Origin of the sequence: Nocardiopsis coralli (assembly GCF_014892575.1) — a bacterium.
GTDB classification, from domain to species: Bacteria; Actinomycetota; Actinomycetes; order Streptosporangiales; family Streptosporangiaceae; genus Nocardiopsis; species Nocardiopsis coralli.
In genome coordinates this window covers 331,693-348,445 of the sequence record NZ_JADBGI010000004.1, presented here as the reverse complement: position 1 = coordinate 348,445, position 16,753 = coordinate 331,693, and the positions used below count along the sequence as shown (strand labels likewise).

General features: G+C 69.2%; 15 protein-coding genes and 1 pseudogene. 3 read left to right on the top strand and 13 right to left on the bottom strand.

Annotated elements, in window-relative coordinates; genetic code table 11:
* A pseudogene (locus IDM40_RS27850) lies at nt 1-237 on the top strand (hypothetical protein); the annotation flags it as partial.
* A gap of 1,284 nt (nt 238-1,521) precedes the next feature.
* Here the strand turns inward: IDM40_RS27850 and IDM40_RS06620 are convergent.
* The gene (locus IDM40_RS06620) at nt 1,522-2,073 is read right to left on the bottom strand and encodes a sugar O-acetyltransferase (RefSeq protein ID WP_235997367.1); all 552 of its coding nucleotides are present in this window, start codon (nt 2,071-2,073) and stop codon (nt 1,522-1,524) included.
* 90 nt (nt 2,074-2,163) lie between these two features.
* Between IDM40_RS06620 and IDM40_RS06615 the strand changes: the two genes are divergently transcribed.
* Nucleotides 2,164-3,096, top strand: coding sequence for a LysR family transcriptional regulator (locus IDM40_RS06615; protein ID WP_193121008.1), 933 nt, complete (start codon nt 2,164-2,166; stop codon nt 3,094-3,096).
* Nucleotides 3,097-3,163: 67 nt separating this feature from the next.
* On the opposite strand, the gene mnhG is transcribed toward IDM40_RS06615, so the two are convergent.
* The 12 genes from mnhG to IDM40_RS06555 form a co-directional block, all read right to left on the bottom strand.
* Nucleotides 3,164-3,550 (bottom strand): monovalent cation/H(+) antiporter subunit G, encoded by a 387-nt coding sequence (gene mnhG / locus IDM40_RS06610; protein WP_193121007.1) that lies wholly within the window; start codon nt 3,548-3,550, stop codon nt 3,164-3,166.
* On the bottom strand, nt 3,547-3,804 hold the full coding sequence (locus IDM40_RS06605; protein WP_193121006.1) for a monovalent cation/H+ antiporter complex subunit F: 258 nt from the start codon (nt 3,802-3,804) through the stop codon (nt 3,547-3,549). Before IDM40_RS06605 ends, mnhG begins: the two co-directional genes overlap by 4 nt.
* Nucleotides 3,801-4,202, bottom strand: a complete 402-nt coding sequence (locus tag IDM40_RS06600) for a Na+/H+ antiporter subunit E (protein WP_193121005.1) — start codon at nt 4,200-4,202, stop codon at nt 3,801-3,803. Before IDM40_RS06600 ends, IDM40_RS06605 begins: the two co-directional genes overlap by 4 nt.
* Nucleotides 4,199-5,707 carry a monovalent cation/H+ antiporter subunit D family protein gene (locus IDM40_RS06595; protein ID WP_193121004.1) on the bottom strand — a complete coding sequence of 503 codons (1,509 nt, stop codon included), beginning with the start codon at nt 5,705-5,707 and terminating at the stop codon, nt 4,199-4,201. Before IDM40_RS06595 ends, IDM40_RS06600 begins: the two co-directional genes overlap by 4 nt.
* Complete coding sequence (locus IDM40_RS06590; protein ID WP_193121003.1) at nt 5,704-6,012, bottom strand: sodium:proton antiporter; 309 nt, start codon at nt 6,010-6,012, stop codon at nt 5,704-5,706. The genes IDM40_RS06595 and IDM40_RS06590 overlap by 4 nt, the downstream gene beginning before the upstream one ends.
* The gene (locus IDM40_RS06585; protein ID WP_193121002.1) at nt 6,009-8,894 is read right to left on the bottom strand and encodes a DUF4040 family protein; all 2,886 of its coding nucleotides are present in this window, start codon (nt 8,892-8,894) and stop codon (nt 6,009-6,011) included. The genes IDM40_RS06590 and IDM40_RS06585 overlap by 4 nt, the downstream gene beginning before the upstream one ends.
* A gap of 541 nt (nt 8,895-9,435) precedes the next feature.
* Nucleotides 9,436-9,795 (bottom strand): cation:proton antiporter, encoded by a 360-nt coding sequence (locus IDM40_RS06580; RefSeq protein WP_193121001.1) that lies wholly within the window; start codon nt 9,793-9,795, stop codon nt 9,436-9,438.
* Nucleotides 9,792-10,049, bottom strand: a complete 258-nt coding sequence (locus tag IDM40_RS06575; RefSeq protein WP_193121000.1) for a monovalent cation/H+ antiporter complex subunit F — start codon at nt 10,047-10,049, stop codon at nt 9,792-9,794. The genes IDM40_RS06580 and IDM40_RS06575 overlap by 4 nt, the downstream gene beginning before the upstream one ends.
* Nucleotides 10,049-10,444: a Na+/H+ antiporter subunit E gene (locus IDM40_RS06570; protein WP_193120999.1), complete on the bottom strand. Its 396-nt coding sequence runs from the start codon at nt 10,442-10,444 to the stop codon at nt 10,049-10,051. The genes IDM40_RS06575 and IDM40_RS06570 overlap by 1 nt, the downstream gene beginning before the upstream one ends.
* Nucleotides 10,444-11,952, bottom strand: a complete 1,509-nt coding sequence (locus IDM40_RS06565) for a monovalent cation/H+ antiporter subunit D family protein (protein ID WP_193120998.1) — start codon at nt 11,950-11,952, stop codon at nt 10,444-10,446. Before IDM40_RS06565 ends, IDM40_RS06570 begins: the two co-directional genes overlap by 1 nt.
* Nucleotides 11,949-12,257: a sodium:proton antiporter gene (locus tag IDM40_RS06560; RefSeq protein WP_193120997.1), complete on the bottom strand. Its 309-nt coding sequence runs from the start codon at nt 12,255-12,257 to the stop codon at nt 11,949-11,951. The genes IDM40_RS06565 and IDM40_RS06560 overlap by 4 nt, the downstream gene beginning before the upstream one ends.
* Entirely contained in the window at nt 12,254-15,157 is a 2,904-nt protein-coding gene (locus IDM40_RS06555; RefSeq protein ID WP_193120996.1) for a DUF4040 family protein, read from the bottom strand. The genes IDM40_RS06560 and IDM40_RS06555 overlap by 4 nt, the downstream gene beginning before the upstream one ends.
* 514 nt (nt 15,158-15,671) lie before the next feature.
* On the opposite strand from IDM40_RS06555, the gene IDM40_RS06550 reads away from it, so the two are divergent.
* Nucleotides 15,672-16,559: an alpha/beta fold hydrolase gene (locus IDM40_RS06550; protein WP_193120995.1), complete on the top strand. Its 888-nt coding sequence runs from the start codon at nt 15,672-15,674 to the stop codon at nt 16,557-16,559.
* Nucleotides 16,560-16,753 lie beyond the last annotated feature (194 nt).

Sequence of the window (16,753 nt, the reverse complement as noted above, 5' to 3'; positions counted from 1 at the left end):
ACCGACCACGACACCCACCCCCACCAGACGCCGAAGGCGCCGAACCCGCCGAACGCGCCAAAGGCGCCGAAGGCGGCGCAGGCGACCAAGGCCTCGACGGCCAAGACGCCGGGCGCGAACGCCCCGGGGGCCAAGGCCCCGCCGGACTCCACCGGCCCGCCCGGCGAGAGCGAGGGCGAGGGCGACCCGCCGGGCAAGGAGGTTTCGCCCACCGCCACCGGCCCGCCCTCGGGCTAGCCACCCCGGGGCCACCCTCCGGCTGAACACTCACATCCCACACAGACCCCCAGGGACCTCACCCCCCGGGGGGCGGTGGCCCATGGGGTGTTCGGCCATGTCCGCACCCAGCCCCATACCCACACTCACTGGTGGCAGCCGAGGTCGGAGAACCCGGGGGCCAGGCACACCCAATCCCGGACGCGCCCCGGATCCGACCCCGCTTCCTACACACCGCTACCGCCACCGTTGCCGTTGCCGTTGCCTGTCAGCATGGCCGGAGGCGCGACAGGGACAGCCGACAGGGTCAGCCGGGCCTTCCAGGGCTGGGCATAGCCACCGGTCTCAGCCTTGCCCCCTCCCCCCGAGTACAGCGACTATGCGCCACAGGATGAGCGTTGGTGCGATGCCGGTGCCAGGGCCACGACACCCACAACCCCCGGCGCCCAACCCCTCTGCGTTCACCCCGGCAGGAGAACCGCCCACACGCCCGCGACTCCCTGACACTCAAAGGTCTGCCGGGAGAGGCCGAGGCTCAGCGGCCGTCCGCACGCGTGCCACCCCCGACACTCAATGCTCGGACGAGTGTGCGGGGCGTGCCTGTGCCGTTGCCGTTGACCTTTCGCAGGAGCGAGTTACCGCGCACACACCGCAAGCGTTGGTCGCAATGAAGCACCCCTGGGGGTTGGTCGTTGCAGTTGGCCTTCGGCCAGACCTCCCCGTTCCNCGTGCCACCCCCGACACTCAATGCTCGGACGAGTGTGCGGGGCGTGCCTGTGCCGTTGCCGTTGACCTTTCGCAGGAGCGAGTTACCGCGCACACACCGCAAGCGTTGGTCGCAATGAAGCACCCCTGGGGGTTGGTCGTTGCAGTTGGCCTTCGGCCAGACCTCCCCGTTCCTTTGGGCTGCCAGGGGGCCTCGGGGGAGCGGGTGGTTCGTCGAGGTGGGTCGGGTCAGCCCGGCGAACAGGGCCGGAACGCACACCCCGAGGCGCCCCGGCCAACCACGCACAACGCCGACGCATCCACTCCAACCCTGTGAACTGGTGGGGCGCCGAAGCGGGTTGCGTGCAGGCCCGGCCGGGCTAAGATCCCGACCCCGACGAACCACCACCCCCGAGGCAACACCACAGAACCCCACACACCGGTCACGACCGTCCCGCCCAGCACCAGTCCCCAACGGCCTACCGCCATGCCCGGAAAGTGAGCGCCGTTGCGATCGGGCCCGCCGAGGCGTAACCGTCGGCGCCACCGATCGTCCCGCCCTGCTCAGCGCGGCCCACGTGTAGCCGACTGCCGGCCGACCTACTCGATCGACTTGATCACCCGGGCGGGCGACCCTCCCACCACGGTGTGGGCCGGCACATCCCGGGTGACTACCGCGCCGGCAGCAACCACAGCGCCCTCCCCGATGGTCACCCCCTGCGTGACCACCGCAGCCGCCCCGATCCACACGTCGTCCCCGACGACGATCGGCGCAAGAGACAGATACTCCCGGCGCTCGGCGAGCGGCAGCGGATGTCCCCCGGTGATGAGGCTGACGTTCGGCGCGATCATCACGCGGTCCCCGATGCGGATCCCGCCCTTGTCCATGAACGTGCACCCCTGGTTCACGAACACCTCCTCCCCGAACGCCGTGTTCAACCCGTGCTCGGTGAAGAACGGCGGGTAGATCGTCACTGACTCAGGCAACGCACCCCCGAACACAACGGAAAGTAGTTCCGCACGACCCTCACTGTCGCTGAAGGGCAGCACGTTCAGCCGGGACGTCGCGTCCGTGACCTCCGCGATCCGCTCAGCATGGCGGGCGAAATCCGGCCCCGAGACCTGCATGACCTGCGTGGTGCGTGTAGACATGCGCTGACTTCACCACCCCGCAGAACGCACGGTCAAACAACCGTTCGGATCATGAACTACAACCGTGTGTTGTAGCAATACCGTGGGGTCATGGATGTCCAAGCGCTGCAGACGTTCGTGGCCGTCGCCGACACCGGCCAGTTCCAGGCCGCGGCGGCCGACCTGGGAATCAGCCAGCAGGCCGCCTCCAAACGCATCGCAACCCTGGAGAGACACCTCGGGGTCACCCTCCTGGTGCGAACACCACGCGGCTCCAACCTGAGCCTGGACGGACAGGTCTTCCTGCCGCACGCCAAGAAGGCGCTCACCGCCTTCGAACAGGCCGAAGAATCCGTACGACCGGGCAGCCGTCCCTTGCGCGTCGACGTGCTCAACCGCCGCATCGCCCCGGCCCAGGCCGTCTACCGCTTCTACCTCGGGCGCCCCGGTACGGGCCTGGACGCAGTCACTCTGAGGGACGAGAACGCCGGCCGGGCCGCCCGGAGGGTGCTCGAAGGCACCGTCGACGCGACGTTCCGAGCCCTGCCGCCCGGAGAACTCCCGTCCGGGATCACCGCAGAGAGGCTCCTGGACGTCCCCCTGCAGCTCCTGGTCGGGCCGTCCCACCCGCTGGCCGACGCGAACGGGGTCAGCCCCGCCGACCTGGCCGGACACCGCATCTGGATCCCCGGGATCAGGCCCGGCACGGAATGGGCGGCGTTCTACGACGCGTTCGCCGAGGCCTTCGGGCTGAGCATCGACGCGCTCGGCCCGAACTTCGGCGACGAGGCCCTCATGGACGCGCTCGCCGACTCGTCCTCCCTCGCCACCCTCGTCGGCAGCGAGGACCGCTACCTCTGGCCCCAGGGCCACGACCTGCGGCGCATCCCGTTGCACGACCCGACGCCGGTCTACCCGCACATGCTGCTGTTCCGCAGCGGGGACCGACACCCCGTGCTGACCGCGCTCCGGGAACACCTGCACACCTCGGCTCCGGGTGCCCCGGGCGACGTGTGGGTCCCGGAGCGGTTCGACCGGCCGTGACGGGGCCCTGCGCACAGAACGGCGCCGCCGGACCCGGGGGATCCGACGGCGCCGCGCGTATCGGGGATCAGGAACCGTTGTCGGGTCGGCTCTGCCCCGGGTGCCCCTCGGCGTCCAGCTCCTGCCCCTCCTCCACGGCAAGGTCGTCGAAGAGGGTCGCCTCCGCCTGCGGGGACCCGGTCAGGTAGCCCGCACGCGCCATCGCCGAACCGCCCACCGCCGTGGTGGCCAGCTGGATGACCAACGCCAGGCTGATCTTGAGCAGGTTCGGCCACGACGGCTGGTGCAGCAGCAGCCCGATGAGGATCAACGCGGTGCCGAACGCACCGGAGATCGTCACCCCGCTCAGGCGCGAGTACAGGTCCGGCAGGCGCATCATGCCCAGCGCGCCGACCAGGAAGGCCAGGGCCCCGGCGAGCATCAAGAGGTCGCCGACGAGTTCGACGGTGTTCATCGCTTCCCTCCCGCGGTCAGTCGGGCCAGGGAGATCGCGGCGAGGAAGCCCACGAGGGTGCAGACCACCACGATGTCCACCAGCAGAGCGGTCTCCAGGCGCACGCCGAGGATGGCGACGAGGCCGACGAAACCGAAGAAGATCATGTCCGACCCCGAACCGCGGTCGGCGCCGCTCGGGCCCCGCATGATCCGGTAGGTCGCGATGATCATGGAGGCGACGATGGCCGCCAGGGCGATGTCGATGATGCTCATCGGCGCTGTCCCCCCTCGTCCCGCTCCAGGTCCTCCGGCCGGGGCGGTACACCCTCCGGCCGTGTCGCCCTGAGCAGGTGGTCCTCGATGGTGTGCACGTACCGGACGATCGACTCGTGGCTCGACGCGTACATCGCGTGCACCCACACCGTCGCCGGGTCGTGGCGGGCCGCCACGGTCAGGGACCCCGGCGTGAGCGAGACCAGGTTGGCCATCATCGAGATCTCGAAGTCGGTGCGGCACCGCAACGCGACCTCGACGAACGCCGGCGAGATCTGGCTCCCGGGGGTGAGGATCTCCCACCCCACGCGCAGCGACCCCACCGCCAGGTCGTAGGCCAGGTACACGGGCAACCAAAGGATGCCCAGGATCCACTTCAGGACGCTCTTGACCGTCATCCGAGCACCGCCTCGACGTAGGTGGACGTGTCCAGGAGGTTCGCGGCCGCCGTCGCGCTCAGGTCGAGCAGCACGGTCGCCCCCAGGCCGATGCACAGGGTCGTGGCGGCCAGCACCACACCCGGAAGCAGCAGCGAGGTGGGCACCTTCGGCCGCACGAGCACCGTGGTGGAGCCGCCCGCCTCGTGGGGCTCGTCCACGGGCCGCTTCGGCTCGGGCTCCTTGCCCCAGAAGACGCCGCCCCAGATCTTGAGCATCGACATCAGCGTGAACAGGCTGACCGCGACGGCCACGGCAGCGGCCATCCACTCACCGGCCTGGAACGCGCCCGCCACCAGCGTCAGCTTCGCGACGAAACCCGAGAACGGCGGGAGTCCGGCCAGCGACAGCGCCGCCGCCATGAACGCGATCGCCAGCAGTGGTTCGTGCCTGGCGATCCCGCCCAACCGGTTGAGCGCCCCCGTTCCGTGGGTGTGCTCGATCGCGCCCGTGGACAGGAACAGCGACGCCTTCACGATCATGTGGTGGATCAGGTAGAAGATGCCGGCGATCAGACCCAGCTCCGTGAAGAGCGCGACCCCCAGCAGGATGTAGCCGATCTGGCTCACCATGTGGAAGACCAGGATCGACCGGGTGGTGTCCTCACCGACGGCACCGAGCACACCCACCAGCATGGTCGCGCTGAACACGACCACGCCGATCCACAGGTACGTGGAGTCTCCGTCGAAGACCACCGCGTACAGGCGGTAGATCGCGTAGATGGCGATCTTGGTGTGCAGCCCCGAGAACAGGGCCGTGACCGCGGGCGAGGTGCTGGGGTAGGTGCGCGCCAGCCAGCCGTGCACGGGCACGACCGCCGACTTCACCGACAGCGCCAGGATCACCACGCCCATGCCGACGGCGACCATCGGGGACTCCGAGGCCGCCCCGGCCAGCTGGCCGATGTTGACGGTGCCGGCCGCGCCGTAGACCAGCGCGACACCGGCGAGGAAGACCGTCGAGGTGAGCAGGTTGAGGGTCACGTAGATCCGGCCGGACCTGAGCCGCCGCAGCGACCCGAGCATGGCCAGCAGCCCGTACGCGGGCAGCAGCATGACCTCGATGAACACGAACAGGTTGAACAGGTCGCCGGTCATCAGGGCGCCCGTGACACCCGCCGACAGCACCAGCACCAGGGGCCCGAAGTAGGACGCCTTGTCGTCGCCCACGGCGACCGCGAAGGCCCCGCAGACCAGCACCAGCAGGGACGTCGTCCACAGCATCAGGGCGCTGAAGGTGTCCACGACGAACGGGATGGAGATCCCGTCCGCCCAGAGGGCCACGTTGTGGGACAGGATCTCCCCGTCCCGGGTGACCCAGAGGAGGGCCGTGCTGATCACCAGGGAGGCGGCGCTGGGCGCGAGCAGCAGGGTGCGGCTCAGCCAGAGCGGGGGTCTGGTCAGGACCAGGATCCCCGCGACAGTGAGGGGCGCGGCGACCAGGAGGGGAAGGAGCGCTGTGGTCATGATGCGTCCTCGGTGTCGTCGTCGCTACCGGTGGCGGCGAGCGTGAGCATGTAGATCGTGATCGAGAAGGCGATCACGATCGCGGTCAGGACGAAGGCCTGAGGCAGGGGGTCGGAGGCCACGTCCGCGTCGTTGTAACCCAGCAGCGGCTGGGCGCGGCGGAACGTGCCTCCGGCCGACATGAGCATCAGGTTGACCGCGTGCCCCAACATGACGAAGCCCAGGATGATCCGGACCAGGCCGCGCTGGAGCATGAGGAAGACCGCCCCGAACACCAGGACGCCGATCGTGATGGCGAGGGTCATCGTGTGCCTCCGTTCGGTACGGCGTCCAGCGGGTCCTCGGGGTGGTCGCCCGGGTCCTCCTCCGGCGTGCTCGCCGGAGGCTGGTCGGGTGTGGGCGCCATGATCCCGAGCGTCGAGTCACCGGGCCTGGACTCGTCCAGACCCAGCTGGTTGAGCGCGGTGAGGATGACGCCGACCACGGCGAGGTAGACACCGATGTCGAAGACCAGCGCGGTCGTGAGGTGGATGTAGTCGCCCCACGGCAGGGTGATCTCGGTGTGCAGCGGTCGCAGGAACGACCCGTCGACGTAACCGAGCACACCGGAGAAGACCGCCACGACGATGCCCGCGCCGATGATCATCGGGTAGGCCAACCGGATCCGGGCCACCTCGGCGCTGGGTGCGGCCAGGTAGACCAGGGCGAACCCGGCACCGCCGACGAGGCCGGCGATGAACCCGCCGCCGACGTCGTTGTGGCCGCGCAGCATGAGGTAGAACGACCAGATCACGAGCAGCGGCAGCAGGATGTAGCTCACCGCACGCATGATCAGCGTGTTGTCGTCGGCGTCGTAGGCGGCGCTGGTGCGGCTGACCACCACACGGCGGTCGCCGTAGGAGGGCAGCAGGCCGCTGGAGTTGAGCACCGCGATGATGATGAGCCCGGCCACGCCCAGGACGACCAGCTCGCCCAGGGTGTCCATGGCGCGGTAGTCGACGAGGATCGTGTTGACGACGTTGCTGCCGCCGGTGTCCTCCACCGAGTTGTCCAGGAAGTACTGGCCGGTCTCGGAGATGTCGCGGCGCCCGGTGAGGAAGTAAGCACCCATCGCCGCGGAGAGGCCCGCCGCGGCCGCGACCAGCGCCGTCAGCACCGTGCGGGTGCGCGGCACCTTGTGGAAACGCTTGGGCAGGCGGCGCAGCACGAGGGCCGCGATGACCACCGTCAGGATCTCCACGACCAGCTGGGTGAGGGCCACGTCGTAGGCGCCGAGCAGGAACAGCCACAGCGCGGTGGTGAACCCGGCGATACCGACCATGACCAGCCCGGCCATGCGCGAGCCGGTGACCACGGCGCCGATGACGGCGGCGATGGCCAGCGCGACGAGCAGCCAGTCCAGCGGGTAGGTGGTCTCGGCGAACTGGTCGGGCACGTCGAGGCCGACGCCGGCGACCGTGCCCGCCATCAGGGTCAGCACCAGGATGGGCATGACCAGGTGGCGGGTGGGCGAGTCCGAACGCGTGAGGTCGCCGACGCGGCGTCCGAGCCGGATGACCGCGTTGTAGATCGCCTCGAACACCGTCGGGCCGGTGACCGGGAACAGGGTGCGCCCGGCCAGGCGCTCGCCGGAGGCGGTCCACCACACCAGGAGCGCGCCCAGGCCGATGGCGGCCATCGACATGAACAGGTCGACGGAGAGCCCGTGCCACAGGGTCAGCTCGGCCGGGTAGTACGCGCCGGTGGTGTCGACCGTGGCGCGCTCGGCGAGCTGGTTCAGGGTGGGCACGGCCAGGCCCAGGGCGAGCCCGGAACCGGCGGCGACCACGGGGCCGGTGAGGAAGGCCGGGCCCGCCTCGCCGACGTCGGTACTGCCGCGCGGGGTGCCCCAGAACGTGCCGTAGGTGAAGCGGAACGAGTAGGCGAAGGTGAAGACCGACGCCACGACCGCCGCGGTTCCGGCCAGTGCGCCGGCCCATTCCGGACCGGGCGCCTCCAGCAGGCCCTTGAAGACGTTCTCCTTGCTGACGAAGCCCAGCAGGGGCGGGATTCCCGCCATGGACAGCGTCGCCAGCACCGTCACCCCGGCCGAGACCGGCATGCGGCGGGCCAGGCCGCCGAGCTCACGCAGGTCGCGGGTTCCGGCCCGGTGGTCGATGACGCCGACCATCATGAACAGCGCGGCCTTGAACAGCGCGTGCGCGAGCGTGTGCACGGTCGCCGCGATGAGCGCGGCCTCCGTCCCCACACCGATCACCGCGACGAGCAGACCGAGCTGGCTCACCGTCGAGTAGGCGGCGAGCTTCTTCAGGTCGTGCTGTTGCAGCGCGAAGACCGCACCGAGGATCGCGGTGATCAGACCGAAGCTGATCAGGACCGCGTTCCACACCACGAGGTCGGAGAAGGCCGGCGTGAAGCGCATCAGGAGGTAGATGCCGGCCTTGACCATCGCCGCGGCGTGCAGGTACGCGCTGACGGGGGTGCTGGCGGCCATGGCGTCCGGCAGCCAGTAGTGGAACGGGAACTGCGCCGACTTGGTGAAGGCGGCCAGGATCACCAGCACGGCCACGGTCGTGGCGAAGGCCGGGTCCTGCGACCACACCGGGTCGGCGAGGATCACGCTCAGCTGGGTGGTTCCCACGCGCAGCGACATGAGGACGACCGCGGTCAGCAGCGCGAGTCCGCCCATGGCGGTGACGAGGAAGGTACGGATGGCAGGCCGGCTCGCCGTGGGGCCGGACAGACCGATGAGGTAGAAGGACGCGATGGTCGTGAGCTCCCAGAACACGAAGAGCAGCACGACGTCGTCGGCCAGCACCAGCCCCGTCATCGCGAACGCGAAGAGGGACATGAGGAAGTAGAAGCCGAGCCTGCGTCCACCTGGGAAGTACCGGGTGGAGTAGGCCATGATGAGCGCGCCCACACCGGTCACCAGGAGGGTGAACAACCAACCGACGCCGTCCATGCGCAGCCGTAGTTCGACGCCGATCTGCGGCATCCACGGCTGTGTGAACTCGATGGTGCGCCCGTCGGCGAGCACGCTCGGAGCCAGGGCCAGCACGACCCCTGCCAGAGCCAGCAGGACGGCCGCCAGGGGCCATCCCGCGTTGCGCCCGAGGAGGCGGTCTGCCAGGGGTGTGCCGATTACGGCGGCGGCGAGGACCAGAAGCAGTATCAGCAGTACCACGTCACCGTCATTTCATAATGAGGGACTTCCACCTAGGCGACACAGCGCCCAGGGGAGACCTGGGTGTACATGTCAGTATTCACGCTTTAAATTTGTTATGTGTTTTTGTTATGGATTTATCTTCGAGAAAAGGGCGGCCTGAAGCTCCGTCCTGGGTGCCCGGTCCCGGCGCTTGCGGGGTGATTCCGGCGGCCAGAAGGCGCTGGGCGAGTGCTCGAGGCAGCGTCGCCGTCGGAAAACGGTCGGGTGGGCAAGGGTGCGACCGGACCTGGGTGGTCCACGCTCCCGTGGTGCTCGGGGCTCGATGTGGTGACGGGTGGAGCCCGACAGGGGCGGCAGCGGTGCCGCCCGATACGCCCGTTAGCGCCAATAACTGTACCAACGGTTGACCGGCGGGCGACACCGGGGTGCCCCCGGAGTGGGGAACCGCACGCTCGCTTTATGTGATGTTTAACCCGGGCGCATCTGGAAATGAAAAACCCCTTGGCGCCCTCTTCCGGACACCAAGGGGTCTGTTGTTCGGGGCTTCGGCCCCCTGTTCTCAGGCCTTTCCGTCCTCTTCGGGGCGGCGTTTACCGGCCTCTTCCAGATCGTCGAAGGCGGTCCCCGGGGTCGGCGGCGTTCCGGTCAGGTAACCGGCGCGGGCCATGGCGTTGCCGCCGATGGCGGCCGTCGCGAGCTGGATCAGCAACGCCAGGGCGATCTTCCAAGCGTTCTCCAGCGTCGGGTAGTCCAGGAACAACCCCAGCAGGATGAGCGCCGGCGCCAGCCCGGCCGTGATGGTGACGCCGCTGAGGCGCGCGTAGAAGTCACGCAGGCGCAGGAGACCGAACGCGCCGGCCAGGAACACCAGCGCTCCGGCGATCATGCACGCCATGCTGGCGATCTCCAACGGTGTCATCGTTTGCCTCCGGAGATCAGACGGGCGATGGACAGGGCGGACAAGAACCCGACCAGGGTGCACACCAGCACGATGTCCACGACGAGGTCGGTCCCGAGTCGGAAACCGAGGAGGGCGACCAGGCTCACGAACCCGAAGAAGACCACGTCGGCCCCGGCCCCGCGGTCAGCGCTGGAGGGACCGATCATGATCCTGTACGCAGCCACGGCCATGCCGATGATCACGGCCACGATGCCGATGTCGATGGGCTGCATCAGCGCTCACCCCGATCTGCACTGTCCGCGGTTTCCGGCCGAGGCGGAACCCCGGCTCGGGGGCGCGTCACAGCCAGCAAATGGTCCTCCATCGTGTGGATGTCCTCCCGGAAGGACGGGCGGTCCTCCACGTACAGGCCGTGGACCCACAGGGTCGCCGGCCGCTCCTCGCCGACGGCGACGGTGACGGTCCCCGGGGTCAGCGAGATCATGTTGGCGAGCATGGTCGTCTCGAAGTCGCTCCGGCACCGTGTGGGAACCTCGACGAACGCCGGGACCGAAGAGCTGCCGGGGGTCAGGACGTCCCAGAGCACCACCAGGGTGGTCTTGACGACCTCGAAGCCGAAATAGAACGGGAAACGGAGGGTGCGTAGCACCCAGAGCAGATAAGACATCAGCCGAGCACCGCCTCGATGTAAGCGGAAGTGTCCAACAAGCCCTGGGCGGCTTCAGCGCTCAGAGACAACAGGACCTGGGCCCCGAGCCCGATGCACAGGGTCGTTGCGGTCAGGATCAGCCCGGGCAGGAGCAGACCGGCCCGGATCTTCGGGGGAGCCACGGCTGTGGCCACGGAACCGCTCTCGTCCGAAGGCTCGTGGACGGCGTCGGTGTCGGGTGCCTTCCCCCAGAAGACACCACCCCAGATCTTGAGCATGGACATGAGCGTGATGAGGCTGACCACGATCATGATGATCGCGGCGGCCCACTGCTGGGCGTCCACGGCGCCGATGACCAGGGTCAGTTTGGCGACGAACCCGGAGAAGGGCGGGAGACCGGCCAGTGACAGCGCCGCACCCATGAAGACCAGCCCGAGCAGGGGTTCGCGTTTGGCGATCCCCCCGAGTCTGTCGAGCGCCCCGGTTCCGTGGGTGTGTTCGATCGCCCCCGTGGACAAGAACAGCGAGGCCTTCACGATCATGTGGTGGATCAGGTAGAAGATGCCCGCCATGAGGCCGATCTCGGTGAAGAGCGCGACGCCCAGCAGGATGTAACCGATCTGGCTGATCATGTGGAACACCAGGATCGACCGGGTGGTGTCCTCACCGACGGCGCCCATGACACCGATGAGCATGGTGGCGCAGAAGGCCACGATGCCGATCCACAGGTAGGTGGAGTCTCCGTCGAAGACCATCGCGTACAGGCGGTAGATCGCGTAGATCGCGACCTTCGTGTGCAGGCCGGAGAACAGCGCCGTGACCGCAGGGGAGGCCCGCGGGTACGTGCGCGCCAGCCAGCCGTGAACGGGCACGACCGCGGCCTTGATCGACAGGGCGAGGATGATGACACCCATGCCGACGGCGACCATGGGCGACTCGGAGGCCTGCCCGGCCAGTTCACCGATGTGCACGGTGCCGGCAGCGCCGTAGACCAGCGCGACACCGGCGAGGAAGATCGTCGAGGTCAGCAGGTTGACGGTCACGTAGATCCGCCCCGCCCTGAGCCGCCCGAGGGCGCCCAGCATCGCCAACAGCCCGTAAGAGGGCAGCAGCATGACCTCGATGAAGACGAACAGGTTGAACAGGTCCCCGGTGAGCAGAGCACCGGACACACCTGCGTAGAGCACCAGAACGAGTGCGGGGAAGAACGGCTGCATGTGGTCCCGGACGGCGACGGCGAACCCCGAACAGACCAGGACCAGCAGGGCCGTCGTCCACAGCATCAGTGCGCTGAAGGTGTCCACGACGAAGGGGATCGAGATCCCGTCGGCCCACAGGGCGACGTTGTGGGAGTAGACCTCCCCGTCCCGGGTGAGCCAGAGCAAGTAGGACGATGCGGCCAGCCCCAGGGCGCTCGGCCCCAGAAAGAGCGCTGTACGCAGCCACCCGCGCGGGGTGATCACGGCCAGCAGGCCTGCCACGGCCAACGGCACCCCGGCGAACATCGGGAGAAGCGCGGTGTTCATGAGGCGTCCTCGGTGTCGTCGTCGCTGCCGGAGGCGGCGAGGGTCAGCATGTAGATCACGATGGAGAAGGCGATCACGATCGCGGTGAGCACGAACGCCTGCGGCAACGGATCAGCGGCCCAATCGGGTGGGTTGATGCCCAGGAGGGGTTGGTCGCGGCGGAAGATGCCGCCGGCCGACATGAGCAACAGGTTCGCCGCGTGCCCCACGAGCAACAGCCCGAGGACGATGCGGACCATCCCGCGCTGGAGCATCAGGTAGACGCCTCCGGCGACCATGATCGCGATGGTGACAGCGAGGGTCATCGGGCACCTCCGGAGGTGGTCGTGTCCACTTCGACGGCGGTGGCCCCGGCGGTGCCTGCGGGAGCGGTGGCCCCGCCGCGGTCGCCCCCGGACGCCGCCGGTGACGGCGGTGCTGAGACCGCCGCTCCGCCCCCGTTGTCGAGCCCCAGCTCGTTGAGGGCGGCCAGAAGCACACCCACGACGGCGAGGTAGACACCGACATCGAAGATCAGCGCGGTGGTGAAGTGGTAGTAGTCCCCGCCGGGCAGCGGGATCTCGGCGTGGAGCGGTAGCAGGAACGAACCCTCGAAGAAGCCCAACAGGCCCGAACCGATCGCCACGAGGATGCCGCTCCCGATGATCGCCGGGTAGGCAAGGCGGATCCGGGCCGAGGCGTCACTGGACGCGGCGAGGTAGGTCAGTGCGAACGCGGAACCACCGACGAGGCCGCCGATGAAACCGCCCCCGGGCTCGTTGTGGCCGCGGGCCAGCAGGTAGAAGGACCAGACGACCAGCAACGGAAGCAGGAACTTGGCGACCGTGCGCATGAGTACCGTGTTCGGTGCCGATTCGAACGCCGGGTTCGCCACGGGGACCGTGACCTTGCGGCCCTTGTTCACCGGAAGCAGGTTGGTGCTTCCGAGCACGGAGATGATGATCAGGCCGGCCACACCCAACACGACCAACTCGCCCAGGGTGTCCAGCGCCCGGTAATCGACCAGGATCGTATTGACGACGTTGTCACCACCGGTGTCCTCGGGCGCGTTGTTGAGGAAGTACTCGGCGGCGGGCGAGAGTTCCCGGCGCCCGGTGAGCGCGAACGCGGCCGCGCCCGCCACCAGGCCGGTCGCGATGGCGATGACTGCGGTCAGGGCCGAACGCCTGCGGGTCACCGTGTGGAAGGTCCGGGGCAGACGGCGCAGCACCAGGACCGCCACGACGACCGTCAGTACCTCGACGAGCAGCTGGGTCAGAGCCACGTCGAAGGCGCCGAGGAAGAACAACCACAGGGCGGTCGTGAACCCGGCGACACCGATGAGGGCCAGCGCGGCGAGGCGGGAACGCGTGAGCACGGCGCCGAGGACGGCCACCGCCATGAGCCCGACCAGGAGCCAGTCCAACGGTCGGCTCGTCTGTCCGGCCGGGGCCGGCAGGTCGAGGCCGAAGTACACGACGGGGGCGGCCAGAACCAGCACGAGGACGATGGGCGCTCCCAGGTGGAAGGCGATCGCGTCGGTGCGGGTGAGGTCGCCGACCCTGCGCCCGGCGCGGATCGTGGCCCCGTGGAGGCGTTCGAAGACCGAGGGCCCGTCGACGGGCAGCAGCGGACGGCCGGCGTAGGACTCGCCGGAGGCCGTGCGCCACACGAGCAGCGCGCCGAACCCGATGGCCAGCGCGGACATCGCCAGCTCGGGGTTGAACCCGTGCCACAGCAACAGGTGTGCGTCGGCGGCGGTGTCGGTGGTGTCCTGTGCGACCCCGTTGACGAGGGGGTCCAGGACCGGCACGGCCAGGCCGAGGAGCACCCCGCCGAGCGCGGCCAGGGCGGCCGGGCCCCAGAAGGTGACCGGGGCCTCGTGGGTGCCCTCCTGGTCGGCCTTGCGCTCCCCGCGGGGTTCCCCGAAGAAGGCGCCGTGCACGAAGCGGAACGAGTACGCGAAGGTGAACGCTGCAGCGCCCACGGCCACGGCCCCGGCGAGCACGCCCACCCAGGGGCCGCCGGGTGTGCCGAGGAGGCCGGCGAACAGGTACTCCTTGCTGACGAAGCCCAACAACGGCGGGATGCCCGCCATGGACAGCGCCGCCAGGGTGGCGATCCCCGCGGTGACGGGCATCTTCTTCGCGAGCCCGCCGAGGTCGCGCAGGTCCCGGGTCCCGGCCTCGTGGTCGACCAGGCCGACCGTCATGAACAGCGCCGACTTGAACAGGGCGTGCGCGACGGTGTGCGCAGCCGCCGCCACCAGCGCCTCGGGGGTCCCCACACCGATCACGGCGACGAGGAAACCGAGCTGGCTGACGGTGGAGTAGGCGGCCAGGCGCTTGAGGTCGTGCTGCTGCAGGGCAAAGACCGCGCCGATCACGGCCGTGGTCAGACCGAAGGCGATGAGCGCGGCGTTCCACACGAGCACGTCACCGAAGGCGGGTGTGAACCGCATGGCCAGGTAGATGCCGGCCTTGACCATCGCCGCGGCGTGCAGATACGCACTGACCGGTGTGCTGGCCGCCATGGCGTCCGGCAGCCAGTAGTGGAACGGGAACTGCGCCGACTTGGTGAAGACCGCGACGACCACGAGCACCGCGACCAGCGACACGAAACCGGTGTCCTGCGTCCAGGTCTGGTCGGCGAGGATCGCACTGAGCTGAGTGGTGCCCGTGCGGACCACGAGCAGCACCACCGCACCCAGGAGGGCGAGCCCGCCCATGGCGGTGACGAGGAACGTGCGGATCGCGGGCCGGCTGGCCGTCGGGCCGGAGAGCCCGATGAGGTAGAAGGACGCGATGGTCGTGAGCTCCCAGAACACGAAGAGCAGCACGACGTCGTCGGCCAGCACCAGTCCCGTCATCGCGAACGCGAAGAGGGTCATGAGGAAGTAGAAGCCCAGTCGCCGTCCGGCCGGGAAGTACCTGGCGGAGTAGGCCATGATCAGCGCGCCCACACCGGTCACCAGCAGGGTGAACATCCACCCCAGGGTGTCCATGCGCAGGTGGAACTCCACGCCGATCTGGGGCATCCAGGGCACGGAGTAGGTCAGGGCCTCGCCGGAGCCGAGGACCTGGGGTGCTTGCGCGGCTACCAGTACGGTCAGAGCGGTCAGGACCGCCGCAGCGAACCAGCCCGTGTTGCGCCCCATGAAGCGCTCCACCAGCGGGATGCTCAGTACCGTCGCCGCGAGCACCAGGATCAAAGTCAGCAGCACCACGCCACTGTCCTTTCACAACTTGCCGCCGCGCCCTAAACGACACAGCGGCGCCCGGAGGCGCGCGTGATCAGGGTCGCGGCGGGAATGAGGGTGCGTCGATCGCGGAACCACCCGCCGGGGGTGCCGTCGTCCTGGCGCCCCGGCGGTGGTCGAGTGTGGAAGTCAACGGCGTCCCGGCGGGCACGCAGCGAGCTCACCGTGTGCGTTGGTGCCCCAAGAGGTCGTGTAACCGTTGGTTCCGTGCGGTCGGCAATTGCCGACCGGGGGCTTCTCTGCCTCGGCGAACCGGCTGCGGCGCGTCGCATGAGAAGCGCGCGGAGAGCGGGAGGAGGCGGGAACACGGTGCCGCTCGTGGCTGCGCGTGGCGACCATTTCCCCTCCTCAACCGACTCGTATGAACGTCGCCGGAACTCTACCAATCACGCGTGACCGGATGAAGCGGGCGTCACCCCCGTCACATGACCCCGATCTCGGTAGCCAGGGGACGGGTGACATGGGATGATCGTCGACTGTGATGACCGAGAGTGCGCCCCGAGGCACGCACATCTACCGCACCCCCTCCGGCGCGGAGGCGATCCGTTCCTGGTGCGAGGAGCGGCTGGCCGCCTGGCCCGAGCTGGAACGCCTGCCGGCGGTCGAGACCGCCCTGGGCCCCACGCGCGTCTTCCGTGCGTCCGGGGGCCAGGGCATGCCCGTGGTGATGCTGCCGGGTCCCAACCTCAACACCGCGACCAACATCGAGGTCCTGCGGGTGCTGGCCGAGGACCGGCCGGTGATCAGCGTGGACCCGCCCGGACAGCCGGGCTTGAGCGGGGACGTGCGCCCCAAGGGCGACCGGATGGCCGCCTACGGCGCCTGGTTCGACGAGCTCCTTCCGCAGATCACCGACGGTCCGGTGCTGGTGCTCGGCCACTCCCTGGGCGCGGCGATGCTGCTGGACTCCACGCCCTCCTCCCGCGTCGCGGGCCTGCTGCTGGTCGACCCGGCCGGGCTGGCCGCCGCGGGGACCGGCGGCGACCTCATGCGTGCGGCCCTGCCGTGGATGATCGGACCGCGCGACAGCAAGAGCGCCCGCCTGCTCAACGTGCTGCACGGGCACGACTACCGCATCGAGGCCTCCGATCCGATGGCGCGCTGGTGGACGCTGGTGGCCACGCACTGCCGCTACGTCCTGACCCCGCCGACCCTGACGGTCGAGTGCCTGCGGCCGTGGCACGACACCCCCACGGTGGTGGCGACCGGGTCCGAGGACGTGCTGTTCTCCCCGGCGCGCCTGCACGGCCCGGCCCGGCGGCTGCTGAACGCCGAGGTCGTCGAGCTGGAGGGCGCGGGCCACCTGTCCCCGTACGAGCGGCCCGGACGTGTGTCCGAGCTGCTCACCCGCCTGGACCCCGGGGCCTGACCGAGCCCGCCACTGAACGTGAGACCCCGCGCCCCCTTCGTGTTGGTGACGCGGATCATACCCATGCCCCGAGAAGAGCCGCTCCCCCTGGCGGGACGGGGTTTCAGTTGACAGTCCACCCCGAATGAGGCCTGCCTGGCGCCGGCGCTCCCTTTGCCTCCCATTGCACGGCATGTAACTTTAGCCTTGCCTTA